General features: G+C 40.9%; 11 protein-coding genes and 1 other annotated feature. Of the genes, 9 read left to right on the top strand and 2 right to left on the bottom strand.

Annotated elements, in window-relative coordinates:
• Positions 1-94 precede the first annotated feature (94 nt).
• Positions 95-1,273, top strand: a complete 1,179-nt coding sequence (gene spoVID, locus C509_RS0117765; protein WP_018708283.1) for a stage VI sporulation protein D — start codon at positions 95-97, stop codon at positions 1,271-1,273.
• Between the two features lie 144 nt (positions 1,274-1,417).
• Positions 1,418-2,449 (top strand): spore coat protein YsxE, encoded by a 1,032-nt coding sequence (gene ysxE, locus C509_RS0117760; RefSeq protein WP_018708282.1) that lies wholly within the window; start codon positions 1,418-1,420, stop codon positions 2,447-2,449.
• A 16-nt stretch (positions 2,450-2,465) separates the two neighbouring features.
• Here ysxE and C509_RS0117755 read toward each other — a convergent pair whose 3' ends face one another.
• The gene (locus C509_RS0117755) at positions 2,466-2,657 is read right to left on the bottom strand and encodes a hypothetical protein (protein ID WP_018708281.1); all 192 of its coding nucleotides are present in this window, start codon (positions 2,655-2,657) and stop codon (positions 2,466-2,468) included.
• A gap of 136 nt (positions 2,658-2,793) precedes the next feature.
• Positions 2,794-3,025 (top strand) — a binding site (T-box leader).
• Between the two features lie 56 nt (positions 3,026-3,081).
• Between C509_RS0117755 and C509_RS0117750 the strand changes: the two genes are divergently transcribed.
• On the top strand, positions 3,082-5,730 hold the full coding sequence (locus C509_RS0117750) for a valine--tRNA ligase (RefSeq protein WP_018708280.1): 2,649 nt from the start codon (positions 3,082-3,084) through the stop codon (positions 5,728-5,730).
• Between the two features lie 92 nt (positions 5,731-5,822).
• Complete coding sequence (locus C509_RS0117745) at positions 5,823-7,127, top strand: bifunctional folylpolyglutamate synthase/dihydrofolate synthase (RefSeq protein ID WP_018708279.1); 1,305 nt, start codon at positions 5,823-5,825, stop codon at positions 7,125-7,127.
• Positions 7,128-7,404: 277 nt separating this feature from the next.
• Here C509_RS0117745 and C509_RS24220 read toward each other — a convergent pair whose 3' ends face one another.
• Positions 7,405-10,410 carry a hybrid sensor histidine kinase/response regulator gene (locus C509_RS24220; RefSeq protein WP_169509252.1) on the bottom strand — a complete coding sequence of 1,002 codons (3,006 nt, stop codon included), beginning with the start codon at positions 10,408-10,410 and terminating at the stop codon, positions 7,405-7,407.
• Positions 10,411-11,112: 702 nt separating this feature from the next.
• Between C509_RS24220 and C509_RS0117735 the strand changes: the two genes are divergently transcribed.
• The 5 genes from C509_RS0117735 (at position 11,113) to radC (ending at position 16,065) form a co-directional block, all read left to right on the top strand.
• Positions 11,113-11,853 (top strand): prepilin peptidase, encoded by a 741-nt coding sequence (locus C509_RS0117735; RefSeq protein WP_018708277.1) that lies wholly within the window; start codon positions 11,113-11,115, stop codon positions 11,851-11,853.
• Between the two features lie 291 nt (positions 11,854-12,144).
• Entirely contained in the window at positions 12,145-13,425 is a 1,281-nt protein-coding gene (locus tag C509_RS24215) for an NAD(P)/FAD-dependent oxidoreductase (protein WP_018708276.1), read from the top strand.
• 178 nt (positions 13,426-13,603) lie between these two features.
• The gene (locus tag C509_RS0117725; protein ID WP_018708275.1) at positions 13,604-14,638 is read left to right on the top strand and encodes a hypothetical protein; all 1,035 of its coding nucleotides are present in this window, start codon (positions 13,604-13,606) and stop codon (positions 14,636-14,638) included.
• A gap of 139 nt (positions 14,639-14,777) precedes the next feature.
• Positions 14,778-15,359 carry a Maf family protein gene (locus C509_RS0117720; RefSeq protein ID WP_018708274.1) on the top strand — a complete coding sequence of 194 codons (582 nt, stop codon included), beginning with the start codon at positions 14,778-14,780 and terminating at the stop codon, positions 15,357-15,359.
• 13 nt (positions 15,360-15,372) lie between these two features.
• Complete coding sequence (gene radC, locus C509_RS0117715; RefSeq protein ID WP_018708273.1) at positions 15,373-16,065, top strand: RadC family protein; 693 nt, start codon at positions 15,373-15,375, stop codon at positions 16,063-16,065.
• The last annotated feature ends 198 nt before the right edge of the window (positions 16,066-16,263 follow it).

The raw sequence follows: 16,263 nt of genomic DNA, 5'->3' as shown, positions 1-16,263 counted from the left end.
TAACGGCTCCCTTTTTTATTTCATAAATACTTAATTACAGTCATAGGATGTAATTGACCCATATATTTTGTTCGGAGTGAAAGGAGGAGCTGTCTTGTCTGAGAACGGACATTCATCTATCAAGTTTTCATTGGAAGAATCTGTCTTGTTTAAAAAAGGACAGGAAGTCGATGAGCTGATTTCAATATCATTAGATCCGAATATATCGATAGTTGAAGAAGATGGATTTGTTATGCTGAGGGGAAGCCTGAATCTGACGGGGGAATACAAACGCGTAGATTCACAAGAAAATGTGGAAGAAGAATCTGCTTTAGAAGGAAGGTATGTGCAGCAAGTCGAGGATAGGGAAGAGGGTGACTGTGAGTTCTTTCACCAGTTTCCTGTAGATATCACCATTCCTAAAGATAGGGTACATCACTCTAACGAAGTTTTTGTTGAAGTTGAATCGTTCGACTATGTCATGCCGGAAAACTCGCGCCTGAATATTGAAGCTGAAGTACACGTGTATGGTTTACAGGAGGAAAAGCAGGAGGATAAAGGTGAACAGGTTGAAAGTGTGGACACCTCCCCAAAATACTCGCTGGATGAACGCGATGAAGAAATGAGTATTAATGAAGAAGAATTGATGAATGAAGAAAGTACGGTTGAAGTGGAATTGGAGGAATATACAGAGGAAGAAGAGCCAGAAATAATCGAAAGTAACGAATATAAAGAGGAAGACGAGGAAGCGGAAGAAGACCTTTATACTCCCTTTACAGCCGAAGCCCGGTCGTCAAATGACTCTCAGCAAAGACCTCCTCAACATGACCATCAGAATCAAATTCCGTTCCCATTTCCAATGCTCCCGGAAATGGACATGGATGAAGTCGCCAACAGGCTAAAGGGTTTTTTTCAAAAGCACAGTATGGAATCCTCCTCTACTTCAGGCGCTGAACTTTCCTCATCTTCAAGCGCTGCCGAGGAACTGCCGGCACAAGAGTCAAGCAGCCATGAGAGCGTTGAAGTGAAAGAAAGCCCTGATGAAAAGCCCAAGAAAAAGAAGGATAAGTACCATTCGATGTCTTTTGCTGACTTTTTTGCCAGAAAGGATGAAGATGAACCTGCAAAGCTGAAAGTCCGTCTTGTTCAGCACGGTGACTCATTGGAACGGCTGGCGGATAAATATGGAGTAAGCGTCCAGCAAATACTAAGGGCGAATCAACTGGACCCAAGTCAGGAAGTCTATGAGGGCCAAGTCCTATATATACCCGGCAAGACGGCATATAGAAAATAAATGGCCAATAGGATCTGTTTTTTAACGGGAGGATAGGGTGGCCGTAATCCTCCTTTTCTTTATTTAATTTTTAGTGTAAAACGATGAAAGCCATATTCAGAGCCGCAGGAATATGTTCACATTAAGTTCTAAGCGGGTGATCAAATGACTAATTATCATGGAACGGATATCCATTCAATTGTTGAACTATATGGCTTACATTTGAAATTCTCAGAAAGGTATGGACGTGTCCATAAGCTATACACTGACAAGGGGACGTTTGCTTTAAAAAAGATCAAAGCTAACCATGGAATCGATTTTTTACAGTATATCCAGCTGCTTTATCAGCGGGGATACCACCGTATTGTGCCGATATACCCGACGATGGATGGGCGTTACGGAGTATTGGTCAAAGACAGTTTATATTATCTAATGCCTTGGCTCGATGATAGGGAAAGAGAAGGGCATACGAAAAAAAGCCAGGAACTTTTTCGTGAACTTGCCCGCCTCCATACCATATCTGCAAAGGAAGTAGAGGTTGCTGAACATGATAGGAAAGAACATTATGATCTGACGGTTGCACGATGGGAAAAAGAAAAGGAAGCCCTGGAGCAGTATGTCGAACGAGCGGAGCAGGTTTGGTATATGTCCCCTTTTCAACTGCTTTTTTGCACATTTTATCATGAGATCACATTGGCCCAAAACTATTCAATTCGAAAGTTTAATGAGTGGTATGAAGTTTCAAAAGAACAGACTAAAGCCAGAAGCGTAATTGTTCATGGAAAAATTTCACCCGAACACTTTTTATATAATGAAAATGGGGCAGGCTATTTTGCGAATCTTGAAATGGCAAGGACAGCTTCACCCATTCATGATCTTTTGCCATTTTTGTCCAGAACATTAGACACGTATCCTAGGCGCTTTGATGACGGGCTTGAATGGTTATCCATATATTTCAGGTATTTTCCGTTTAGAAAAGATGAGATGCTCTTGTTTCTGAGTTACCTTGCGCATCCGGAGCGGATTTTCAAAGTAGTTGAAAAATACTTTTCAGCAGGGGGAGACAAAAACGAATATAAGTTTGTCCGTCAATTACAGAAACAGTATTGGTATATGAAAAACACGGAATATTTAGTGATGAATCTTGAGGAAATGGAACAGCGGAATAATGAAGCAAGCGATCCCCCTCCCGGTTAAACAGTGGCAGGGGTATTTATATTAACTCATAATGGTAAGAAAGGGCCACTATTATAAATACTGTCAAAAGCAATACATCGAATGTGGAGGGAAAAAGGATGGTGCGAATAGCCTGAAAAATCGTGAACGGAATAATCAGCTGTTTACATACATCTTTGAACGTCCTGATCCATGACCGGAATGTATACTGGTTCAGTTTTCTTTTCACTCTCCGTACCTCCCCAAAAAATCTTCTTTGATAAAATATGTGACAATGTCCGGTTTTGTGCATTCATCAATTTTTTTGCCTTGATATTTGACTTCAAACGAATCTTTTCATACTATAATAAATATATGAATGATCGACACATGCGTTGAGAGGGAAAAGTACATTGCCATCTGCTTTCAGAGAGGGGAATCATTGCTGGGAGATTTCCTAAGCGGGAACAATGGAAAGGTCACCCTTAAGCAGCATTCGTGAACGATTCAGTAGCGAATGCCGGAGAAAATCCGTTAGACTTATGAGTGCCGGGCTTCTATATAATTGAAGTCTGTGAAAAAAGGTGGTACCGCGAATATGCTCCCTTCGTCCTTTTAACGAAGGGGGCTTTTTATTTTGAATTCAAATATATGAATGCCTAAGGAGGATAACCATGGAAAATAACCATATTGATATGCCAACGAAATATGATCCGTTAAGTATTGAAAAAAACAGATATAAGTGGTGGATTAAAGGGAAATTTTTCGAGGCGGAAAATAATCCGGAAAAAGAGCCGTATACCATTGTCATCCCGCCTCCGAATGTAACCGGACGGCTGCATTTAGGCCATGCATGGGATACAACGCTGCAAGACATTTTAACTCGTATGAAAAGAATGCAGGGCTATGATGTTCTATGGCTGCCTGGTATGGACCATGCGGGGATTGCTACGCAAGCGAAGGTCGAAGAACAGCTTCGCAAGGAAGGAAAAAACCGTTATGACTTAGGACGGGAAAAGTTTTTGGAAGAAACATGGAAATGGAAGGAAGAATATGCGGATTTTATCCGGCAGCAGTGGGCAAAGCTCGGATTAGGGCTGGATTATACACGCGAACGCTTCACGCTGGATGAGGGTCTGTCGAAAGCCGTCCGTGAAGTATTTGTCCGTCTATACAACGAGGGTCTCATTTACCGTGGGGAATATATTATCAACTGGGATCCGTCAACTAAAACCGCCCTTTCCGATATCGAGGTCATTTACAAGGATGTACAGGGTGCCTTCTATCATATGCGCTATCCATTGGCAGATGGAAGTGGGTCGATTGAAATTGCAACAACGCGTCCTGAGACAATGCTGGGAGATACTGCTGTTGCTGTTCATCCTGAAGATGAGCGATATAAGCACTTAATTGGTAAAACGGTCATTTTGCCGATTGTTGGCAGGGAAATCCCGATTGTTGCGGATGATTATGTGGATATGGAGTTTGGTTCGGGTGCTGTAAAAATTACACCGGCCCATGACCCGAACGATTTCGAAATTGGAAACAGGCATAATCTTGAGCGCGTACTGGTGATGAATGAAGATGGCACAATGAACGAAAAGGCAGGCAAATATAATGGAATGGACCGCTTTGACTGCAGAAAGCAAATTGTAAAAGACTTGCAGGAAGAAGGTATCCTATTCAAAATTGAAGAGCATATGCACTCCGTCGGCCATTCTGAGAGGAGCGGTGCAGTTGTCGAACCATATTTGTCCACCCAATGGTTTGTAAAAATGCAGCCTTTGGCCGATGAAGCGATCAAGCTCCAGCAATCAGAAGAAAAAGTTCAATTTGTTCCCGACCGTTTTGAAAAGACATACTTGCACTGGATGGAAAATATCCGTGATTGGTGTATTTCACGACAGCTTTGGTGGGGCCATCGGATTCCGGCTTGGTATCATAAAGAAACCGGAGAAATATATGTAGGGCAGGAAGCGCCTGAAGACGAGGAAAACTGGACACAGGATCCAGACGTACTTGACACTTGGTTCAGCTCGGCGCTATGGCCTTTTTCAACAATGGGCTGGCCTGATGCGGAATCAGAAGATTATAAACGCTATTATCCGACCGATTGCCTGGTGACGGGGTATGACATCATTTTCTTCTGGGTATCCAGAATGATTTTCCAAGGTCTGAAATTTACAGAAAAGCGTCCATTTGATGATGTATTGATCCACGGTCTCGTCCGGGATGCAGAAGGCCGTAAAATGAGCAAGTCCTTAGGAAACGGAGTCGACCCGATGGATGTCATTGACAAGTATGGGGCGGACTCACTAAGATATTTCCTTGCTACAGGAAGTTCACCGGGGCATGATCTCAGATTCAGCATTGAAAAAGTTGAATCCGTTTGGAATTTCGCCAATAAAATTTGGAATGCATCCCGCTTTGCATTAATGAACATGGATGGCTTTGAATTTGATGAGATTGATTTATCTGCTGAAAAATCAGTAGCAGACAAATGGATCCTGACAAGAATGAATGATACGATTGAAACCGTGACGAAGCTTTCCGATAAATACGAGTTCGGTGAAGTGGGAAGGGTGCTGTATCACTTTATTTGGGACGATCTTTGCGATTGGTATATTGAAATGGCGAAACTCCCTCTTTATGGTGAAGATGAAGCCGCAAAGAAAATGACCCGTTCCGTTTTGGCCTATGTGCTTGATCAGACAATGAGACTCTTGCATCCATTCATGCCTTTCATCACTGAAGAAATTTGGCAGAACCTGCCTCATGAAGGTGAATCCATCACGGTTGCTTCGTGGCCAAAGGCGAAAGACGAATTATCTGACCGGGATGCGGCAAATGAAATGAAAATATTGATGGATATCATTCGGTCTGTCCGCAACATCCGGGCGGAAGTGAACACACCGATGAGTAAAAAAATCACACTTATGCTGAAAGCACAGGATGAAAAGGTCCTTGAAATTTTACAAAAGAACAAAAGCTATCTAGAAAGATTCTGCAATCCTGAGCAGCTTGTTATGGAAGTCGATATGAAGGCGCCGGAGAAAGCGATGACTGCGGTAGTCACAGGGGTTGAGCTGTTCCTTCCATTAGCCGGTCTTTTAAACATTGAAGAAGAGATCGCAAGACTGGAAAAAGAATGGGCGAAGTGGAACAGTGAAGTGGAAAGAGTTCAAAAGAAATTAAGTAATGAAAGGTTTGTCAATAAAGCGCCGAAGGCGGTAGTTGATGAAGAGCGTGCGAAAGAGAAAGATTATTTATCCAAGCGCGCAACAGTTGAAGAACGTATCAAAGAACTGAAGTCTTCCAACTAAAAAGCCAGGTGTACCAAAATACCGTATTTCAAAAGGGGAAGTGAGTCCGGACGGATTTGCTTCCCTTGTTTAACGAAGTGGAGGGATACATAATGAATACATATTCTGAGTCAATTTCCTGGATTCATTCACAGTTGAAACATGGGATCAACTTGGGCTTGGCGAGGATGGAATGGCTGCTGGAGAAGATGGGTAACCCTGAGAAGGAATTGAAGGCCATCCATGTGGCCGGTACAAACGGAAAGGGGTCAACTGTCACTTTTCTTCGCTCCATTTTGAATGAAGCGGGTTATGAAGTTGGAACTTTTACCTCTCCATACATTGAGACGTTCAATGAGCGAATCAGCATCAACGGAAATCCAATTGCCGATAATGACTTGATTGAACTGGTCCGAGTTGTTAAACCCTTGGCGGAAGAATTGGAAAAGGGGGAATTGGGGCCGCCAACAGAATTTGAAATCATTACAGTCATGGCGATGTATTACTTTGCAAACATCCGTACGGTTGATTTCACGATATTGGAAGTGGGATTAGGGGGACGTTTTGATTCAACGAATACAATCCAGCCGCTCATGACAATCATCACCAACATAGGAATGGATCATATCCATATTCTCGGTGACACAATTGGAAAAATTGCATACGAAAAAGCAGGGATTATCAAGAGGAAAGTGCCGTTATTTACAGGAGCAAAGCAGGACGAGGCCCTTTCTGTCATTCTGGAAGAAGCTGAAAAGAAGCAAGCGGAAACTTTCCAACTTGGAATGGACTTTTCCGTTGAAAATTATAAATCAGCCCCTGGTGGGGAAATGTTTACCCTTTCAACAAAAGAAACACGGTATGAAAACCTGAAGGTTTCCCTTTTAGGACGCCACCAGACAGAAAATGCAGCGCTGGCAGTTGCGAGTCTCCTGTATATGAAAGAAAAAGGGCTTCTTCAACTGCATGAAAAAGAAATCAGAACGGGATTGAGAAATGCGTACTGGCCGGGAAGGATGGAAATCTTACAGGAAAATCCTACAGTCATCTTAGACGGGGCCCATAATACTGAAGGACTGGAAGCCCTCCTTTCCACACTGCAAGAAAGGTATAGAGAAAAAAAGATCAAGTTGATTTTTGCGGCACTTGAAGACAAAGATCTGTCCCACATGCTTCCATTGTTTAAAAATATCAATGCGGAGATTTATTTGACAGAGTTTGACTTTCCAAGGGCAGCTCCCGCTGCGAAATTGAAGGAAATCGGAAAAATGGATGATGCTTCGGCTGAAGGTGACTGGCGTTCGCTCATGAGGAAATTATTAAATGAACTGGCCCCTGAAGACGTTTTGGCTGTAACAGGGTCTCTCTATTTTATATCCGAGGCTAAACCATTCATTATAAATTTATTGAATGGGTAGATACCATTCGAATTTTCCCATAAGGGATAACGAGAAGTTGGCAATTTGTTATCATGATTGGAGTGCGACAGCCTCTGATCACAAACGGGGAGCGGTATCTTTGATCAAGTTAGCTGATCGTGTCCTCTATATTGGCGCGAAACGGGCAGGGAGAAAAAATTGCAGAATCCAAGAAAGACTATGTAATTTTTTGCCGTGAAAAGGAATAAATGGATGATAATGCCGCCTATGATGATAGTCAAAGGCGGCAAAACTTAAAGTATTTGGACAGCTGAGGTCAAATCAGCTCTTCTTTTACTGTTGTGCTTTCTATAGCAGTTGTTTCAGGTATAGTAATACGGACTGTAGTTCCGCTGCCTGGCTGACTATTAATGATAAGCCCTTTTCCATAGATCTTTTTTAAACGTTTATTCGTATTGGGAATTCCAATTCCTTTATTAGAATTTAAAGCGGTATTTAATAACTTAATTGCCTGTTGCTGTTCCATACCAACCCCGTTATCGGAAATCGTTATGTCAACAGCATTTTTAACCTTTTTAATCCGAATAATGACTGTGCCTCCTTCTATTTTCTTTAACACTCCATGCTGCACTGCATTTTCCACCAATGTCTGGATGGACAAAGGCGGAATGGTTGTGTTTATTTCATCTATATCCCAATGAATGGTTAACCGATCTCCAAATCGTTCTTGTTCAATATATAAATAAGAGCGTACCAAATCTAATTCAGCATCTAGAGGAATTAACGCATCCGAATTTGATACGTCAAAACTTCTTTGTAGGTAGTTGCCAAACTCGTCCAATAAATCGACCATTCTTTCCGAATCCAATTCACTTAAAGAGACAATTGTATTAAGGGTGTTAAATAAAAAGTGTGGCCTGATTTGTGCTTGCAGCCATGCGGCCTCCATTCGAAGCTGCTCATGAATTGACAGCTTTAAGTTGATGAGCGACCTTACCCTCGATTTCAATTCCAAGGAATCGACAGGTTTCACAACATAGTCATTGGCGCCCGAACGGAATCCATTATATATATCCTCCAACTGATATCTTGCAGTCAATAGCAAAACAGGTAGCTCTGAAATTGAAAATTGTTCCCGGATGATCTGGGTTAATTCATATCCTGACATATACGGCATCATAACATCAGAAATGATCAGATCCCATTGACTGCTTTTTATCATATCTAATGCTTCTTCACCACTCAAAGCAACCGAAGTATGGTATGTTTCTCCAAGTACTCCTTGGATCACTTGCAGATTCACAGGATCATCATCGACAAGAAGGATTCTTGGCTTATTCTTGTATACTTCACGATGACTAATTGCAGGTAAAAGTTTTTCTACTTGATGGTTTATTTTAATAGAAGAATTAAAGCGCTCCACCTCATCCTTTTCATACTTATCTTCTCCCGTTTCATCCGCTAACGGGAGGGTAAAATAGAAGGTGGCCCCTTGTCCTAAAGTAGAATGTACTTGAATCTCCCCACCATGCAACTCTACCAATTGTTTTGTTATATGCAGCCCTAGACCGATTCCACCTCTCATCGATGACATTCCGGAATCTTTTTGCTTATACGGTTCAAATATAGTTCTCATTGTTTCCACATCCATACCGATTCCTGTATCTTCGATAGAAATTTTAGCTGTGATCTGATCATGTTCGGCGTTAATTGTAATAGATCCAGATTCAGTATATTTAATGGCATTATGGATGAGATTGAAAAATATTTGAATCAGCCGATTTTCATCTGCACGCACAGGCGGAAAATCATCTTGGATCTGAAGATGGAACTCAATATTTTTCCCTTCTGTCATGAAACGAAGCATATCTAAAACACCAGAAATGATGGCGGGAAGGTGAATGTTTTTCTTGTTTAAGAGGAATTTATCTTCTCTTAGTTGAACAACATCAAGCAGATCATTTAAGGTAAATGACATTCGCCGCGCCACATCCATTAGAAGTTTCAAATTACTTTCATTTTTAGATGATAATTTTTCATCTTCGTCATCCAAAATGGATTGAGTAATATTGATAATGCCATGGAGCGGGTTTCGTAATTCATGGGATGTATTGGCAAGAAACTCATTTTTAGTTTCATCCATCTTTTCCAATATAAGAGCTTGCTGTGTATTTTCTTTTTTTAACTTCAAAGCATTACTTATTAAAAGGAGGATAAATAGAGTAATGGCTATTAAGAAATCAAAAGGATAGTAAGGTATATCCACTATTTTAAGGTTAACCAAAATGCCCCATGCAAGATTGGAAAAATTACTGATTAATGCCAATAAAATGAATAGGGCGCTCTCCAGCCCTTTTCGGATCATAATATAAGTATGTATGACCATGACCAGATAGGATACTATATTTAAAGATACTTGAAATGAAAAAAAGTATGGAAAATAAGTCAATGGTATACATATACAAGTAATCAACAACATCCCATACAATGTATATAAGACATTATATATACGGTGTCTGGAAGAGAAATAATATTGATTGAAACGAAGCATGAAAAATATGACAAAAATGAAGCTAATTGCTTGTAATTTTACAGACCATTCTACATTGACGCTAAATAGGTTGAATAAGACTTTATCATCATCCACTAGAATGGAAACAGCTCCAAAAAACAATAAACAAGCAAAGTAAATAATTTCTTTTTGCTTAAATCTATTAATGATTAGCAGAAAGAATGCATAAACAACGTGCAGTAATAGCAAGCAGGACACAATTGTCTGCAGTATAATGTTGGAATTTACCTCTTTATGAATAGCAGATTCTTTTCCGAATTTGATCGTTTTTGTAATGCCACCAGTATGTGAAAGATCGAAGTTCGCTGCGTGGACTACAATATTCAATTCCTGACTGTCAACTTGGAATGTTGGAGTAAATGGCTGTAAATGACCGGTATAAGCACTTTTAGACTCTCCTGGTTGCCCAGCTTTATAAATAGATTCCCCATTCACATAGACTTCCGAAGATGCAGCAATTTCTTTGAAGTAGAGACTGTACAGCTGCTTTTCCTTCTTAGGAAGGTCGATACGTAATTGATAAGTCCCAAAGCCATAGGGTGTTTTTTGCGGGAGTGAATTTTCCCAGCTATCAGGGACGGTTATGTACTGATGATGTTTGTTTGGGATATCAGGGTTAAGGAGAGTGTTAGGATAAAATACCCAATCCCCGTCTAGTGAAATGGTTTCATTCTCGCTCGGCTGCCATGTTCGTAAGTCTAAAACTCCACGTTTTACAACCGGTTGCTCTGGCTTTTGATGGTAAAACATCCACAGTAAACGAAAGCTGGTCAGGAGCAGAAAAAAAGTACAAACGATTAATAAAATTTTTCTCTTTGAAAGTTTGTTATTAGACAGCATTTTTTACCCTTTCTTTTAAAAAATACTATGTATTCCTAATATTAATTTAAACTAAGTAGGAAATTAAAGTAAGCAGATGATTCTTGATGATTGATAAACTTTTTTGGCTTAAAAGGAGTTTATCAATAAATGTCGAATTAAACTAATAATAGATATATTTAAGGGAGGAATGAACTATCTTAAAAGTTAGTGGAGTTTGTGTATGCTTGCGGTCAAAAACGAAGATGCATGATATCCATGTATTAATGAAAAAAGCTGGAATAAGACCTTTGTGCAGATTTCACGGGTACATTTAAATAATAGCTATCCGGATTATAAGAACATATCCATATTATGCTCTACTGGATACGGAAAAGGAAAAGAACCTCAAAATATGTTCCTCTAAAGTTCAATTCCCAATTCTATGCTCTAGCTCAGAGTTAGATCAACAAGAACCGTTGGGGCCACGGCGGTCGTCGTTGGCAAATAAGAGAAACCGCTGGTGTCGTGTACGCCATGACGTATCTAGCAAGCTCTCTTCCCAAAAATCTCGTGACTTTTAGTCATAAGCGGTTCTGAAGGGTCATGCTATACATCAGTTATTGAAGGTTAATTGAAAGGGTTTGCTAAATTATGGCATTCATCATTTTTATCTACGGTCTTCTTTTCGGCTCCTTCTTTAACGTTGCGGGGCTGAGAATCCCTCTGAAACAATCGGTCATTTTTCCGGAATCCGCCTGCCCTCACTGTGAAAAACGTTTATCAGCAATTGAAATGATACCGGTGATTTCTTTCCTTGTTCTAGGTGGGAAGTGTCGTTATTGCAAAGTACAGATATCACCTGTTTATCCGGCAATGGAGCTCTTAACAGCCTGTTTATTTACGTATGCTTTCATCCATCTTGGATGGACAAATGAATTAATCATTGCTTGGACGCTCATCTCGCTTTTTATGATTATCACAGTGTCAGACATCACTTATATGCTCATACCGGATAAAGTGCTGTTGGCTTTTTCCGTGATTTTTTTGCTTGAAAGAATAATAGAGCCGCTTCATCCATGGTGGTCTTCCCTTGCAGGTGCCGCAACTGGCTTTGGCCTGCTTCTGTTTATTGCGATCGTTAGTAAAGGAGCAATGGGTGGCGGGGATATAAAACTTTTTGCAGTCTTAGGATTCGCCATTGGAACAAAGGTTGTCCTGCTGTCTTTTTTCTTGGCAACTCTAATAGGAGCCATTGCAGGCGGCATTGGAATGATGGTGGGTTCTGTCAAAAAGGGGGAAGCTATTCCTTTCGGTCCATTTATTGCTACAGGAACCTTATTTGCTTATTTCTATCATGAAGAAATTTTACTCTGGTATTTTGGTTTTCTATGAGTACATTTCTCAATGAAAAGCGAATTTTTCATTGGGTTTTTGGCATGTTTTAGCCAGAAAACTCGCTTTTTCTATGCACAAAAGAATAGAATATGAGGAAATTCATAACGCGCAACTGACAAAATACGAAATATCCATTCGTTTGAACTTTTAGAAAGTTGGCATTAAAATTGCAATAAATTTAAGTAGTAATTTTTTTCTAAAGGAGAAGAGTCCTTTTTCAGAGAGAATACGCTATATAGAAAGCGCATTCATTATCCGCAGTATATAGGTGGTAAGAGGAGTGAGAGAATGGAATCATTATCCATGTGGGAAGCAACGGCTAATAAAAGGAAAGAACGGGAACAGCTTCAAGGGGAAGAACAGTGTGATGTCGTGATCATCGGCGGCGGCTATTCCGGGTTGTCCTCAGCCTACCATCTGCAGAAAAAGAATGTAAATACTATCATTCTGGAAAAATGGAGAGTGGGGAGCGGGGCCAGTGGGAGGAACGGTGGTGAAGTACTGACAGGGTATATAGGATCCATGGAGGCCTGGGAAAAAAAGAAGGGCCTGGAAGCGGCTAAGAAAATGTGGCAGCTTTCTTTGGATTCAATTGATCTAATTCAGAATATTATAAAGGAGCATTCCATTGATTGTGCTTTTAAAAGAAACGGAGATTTTTTTGCCGCTTACAAACCTGCACATATGGATGCTTTAAAGCGTGACCAGGAATATATGGCAAGAGTCATGAACTATCATGATATCAAGGTTGTGGAAAAAAAAGACTTGCATTCTGAAATGAATACGGACTTTTACCATGGCGGCAGGATTGATGCAGGAAGCGCTCACTTTCATCCGCTCAATTACGCTATAGGTCTTGCGGAAGCCGCGGAAGGATTGGGTGCAAAAATATATGAACAGTCCGAGGCTTTAAAGGTGGAGAGGGACGCGAGAAATAAGGTCATTGTCACAACTCCAAATGGACGGGTCATTGCCGACCAGCTTGTCATCGTGACCAACGGTTATGCAGGGGATATCAATCAAACAATCAAAAGATCGGTGATTCCGATTGAAAGTATCATGATTGCCACAGAGCCGCTGCCAGAAGAGCTCGTGGAGGATATAATCAAAAAGGATAGAGCTATTCATGACACAAAGAGGTTGTTGTATTATTTCCGCAGGACCGCCGATAACAGGCTTGCTTTTGGAGGTTCAGGACGTGCATCCAGCAAGAGAGATCAAAGAAATCTTTTTGATCATCTGCATGCTGGAATGCTTAACGTATTTCCTCAACTGAAAGATACCCGTATTGAATACAGATGGGGCGGCAAGGTTGGATTCACAAAGGATATGATCCCATATATCGGCCAGCTTGAGGATGGAGCACACTATGCTTTTGGTTATTGTGGACACGGGGCGGCCATGTCCTCGTTGTTTGGAAAAATGATTGCAGATAACATAACGAATGAGGAAGTAGAAGACAATCCTCTTATTGTCAACCAATTAAAACCCATCCCATTTCATAGCCAGCATGCAAAGGCTGTTGGAATATTAAAGTTTTACAAGAAACTTCAAGATGCCATTTCGTGATAGTCTTCCAATTTAAAATCACATATTGTGGTGAAATTCTAAATATATTTTCACATTACAAATAATCAAAGGAGAAATTGGCGAAATCCTTTAAGGGCGAGACGACAAAAGTCTTGTCCTTTTTTTATTTTTGCATGCTAGCATATGAACTAACCTAAAGAGCGGGAGGATTGATGAGATGGGGCGCAAAAAACGACAGGTTAAAAAAGAAATGAAAGTTAAAATCAATGGCAAAGAGCAGCCTTTAAAAGAGGAAGTCGTCATCAAGGATTGGAGTAAAGCCAAAAAGGAAACCGCAGCCGCCGAGGAGAGGCTTGAAAATGATGAGTTTGAGTGGGTATTACCAGAAAAGAATATTCCGGACGTTCCGGAGTTTCAAACTGTACAAAGTATATCGGAAACCAAAAGCCAGGAAAAGAGACCGAAAATCAACTTACCTAAGTATATTCAAAAAAAGTTTTCACCCAACAAAACTGGACTTTTAATATCGAGTATATTGGCAGTGGCGATTGGCCTTGGATTCGGTTTGTTCATATTGAAGCTTGTCATAAATCCCGAAAACAGCACAACATTGACAGACGCGGCGCCGGCTGTCGCACCAGATAACGGTAAAGAGCAGGGGACTGCGTTGACAGCAACTATGCCGGGATTATCAGCAGCAGTTATCCAGGGCGGTGTTTTTTCTACTGAAGAAGCTGCAGAAAGTTACTCGGAGCAATTTACTGGCCAGGGATTGCCGACTATTTCATTGAACGTAGATGAACAACAGTTTTTATTCATCGGAATTACAGAAGATCTGTCATCTGCGAAAACATTAGCGGAGGATTATAAATCTCAGGGAATAGATGTTTATGCAAAGGAGATCAACATTCCTGAAAACCAGTTAAAAGTTGACACAAAGACAGAGGCTGAATGGATGAAAGAAGCACCAAAACTTTTTGGGACCCTTGCAAAAGAGACTGCCGATGCACGCTCCGGCGGTCAAATAAATGAGCAGGCGTTGCAAGATACGGAAAAAACAATTAAAAGTTTTGAAGAGAAAAATATCCAACAAAAAGTTGCGGTTGATTTAAGAAACCAACTGGAAGAAGCTATGAAACAGTTGAGTGCTTATTCGGCCTCCCAAAACGGGGAAAGCTTGGCAAAAGCGCAGCAGTCCCTGTTGCAGTTTTTTAAAGTGTATTATGACGCGTCCAAGGGGTCCTCTGTTTAAAACAGGGGATTCTTTTTTTATGAACAGCATACCCTCGTGTAGGTGGTGCTTTCGATTTTGCTGCTATTGTTTCTTTGCTTCTGATTTGATACGATGAAATAGTATCTCCCAATCGATTAGAAAGGCAGGATTAGTTTACATGCCCAACCTCGTTTTAGCTTCTTCATCACCCCGACGAAAAGAACTTCTGGAAAGATTATCCATTTCTTTTGCCATCTATTCACCAAATACAGATGAATCTGTCGACAAGAATCTAAAGCCAAGTGAAATAGTTTCCACATTGGCTCACAGAAAGGCCAAAAAAGCTGCAGATCATTTTCCGGACTCGTATATTATCGGATCTGATACAGTTGTGTTCCATAAAGGAAAAGTGCTTGGAAAGCCGGCTGACAAAGAATCCGCCAGACAAATGCTTACGAGTTTATCTGGCTGTACCCACTCGGTATTTACGGGGGTTTCCATCATTTATGGAAAGTCTTACAGGTCTTTTTATGAAAAGACCGATGTAACGTTCTGGGAATTATCCAATGAGGAGATTGAGTGGTATTTGGACAGTGGTGAACCGTTTGATAAAGCGGGAAGCTATGGAATCCAAAGCCGAGGCAGCCTTCTAGTAAAATCAATAAAAGGCGACTACTATTCTGTTGTTGGACTTCCTGTCGGGCGTCTATACCGGGTATTGAAAGCCATGGGCTTTCCATTTTCAAACAATAATATTTGAAAAGGAGGAAGCAATGGGCAAAACAGATACATTAATGATAAGGGATTTTCCGACTGAGGAACGGCCAAGGGAAAGGCTGATTAGTCATGGAGCTGTCAGTCTTTCCAACCACGAGCTTCTTGCCATACTGCTAAGGACAGGGACGAGGGATGAATCAGCCATTCAATTGGCCAACAGGCTGCTGACGCAGTTTGACGGGTTGTCATGGCTGAAGGAAGCGGCTTTGGAAGAAATCATGAGTTTAAAAGGGATTGGAAAGGCAAAAGCCGTTCAAATTGCCGCTGCTGTTGAGCTCGGAAGAAGGATCAGCAATCTTTCATATGATGACCGCTATATCATCCGAAGTCCTGAAGACGGAGCAAATTATGTCATGAATGATATGAGATTTTTAACACAGGAACACTTCGTATGCCTCTATCTGAACACCAAGAACCAAGTCCTCCACCGACAGACCATTTTCATCGGAAGCCTGAACGCTTCCATTGTTCATCCGCGAGAAGTATTCAAGGAAGCCTTTCGAAGGTCTGCTGCATCCATCATTTGCTTTCACAATCATCCATCAGGTGATCCATCACCATCTAGAGAAGATATAGAAGTAACAAAGAGACTTGCCGAATGCGGAAAAATCATGGGGATAGAAATCCTCGATCACTTGATCATCGGCGATAATAAATATGTCAGCATGAAAGAAAAAGGATTAATGTGACACTACCTGTTTTAAAGTAAAATGATCACTCTTGTCATTTTTGTTGGTACGTTGAATTAACAATAATTCCAGAACTAGAAACTCAATGGGGTAGAAAGGGAGATACATGTCCTTTAATAGGTAGCAAATAGTTCCACCTTCCAATTATGTTATCGCTATCAAGATGTGTGCATTTAAAGGAGAAACACAGTTCTATCC

Origin of the sequence: Siminovitchia fordii DSM 16014 = CIP 108821, assembly GCF_000374565.1 — a bacterium.
GTDB lineage: Bacteria > Bacillota > Bacilli > Bacillales > Bacillaceae_C > Siminovitchia > Siminovitchia fordii.
This window is presented reverse-complemented; position numbering and strand designations above follow the sequence as displayed.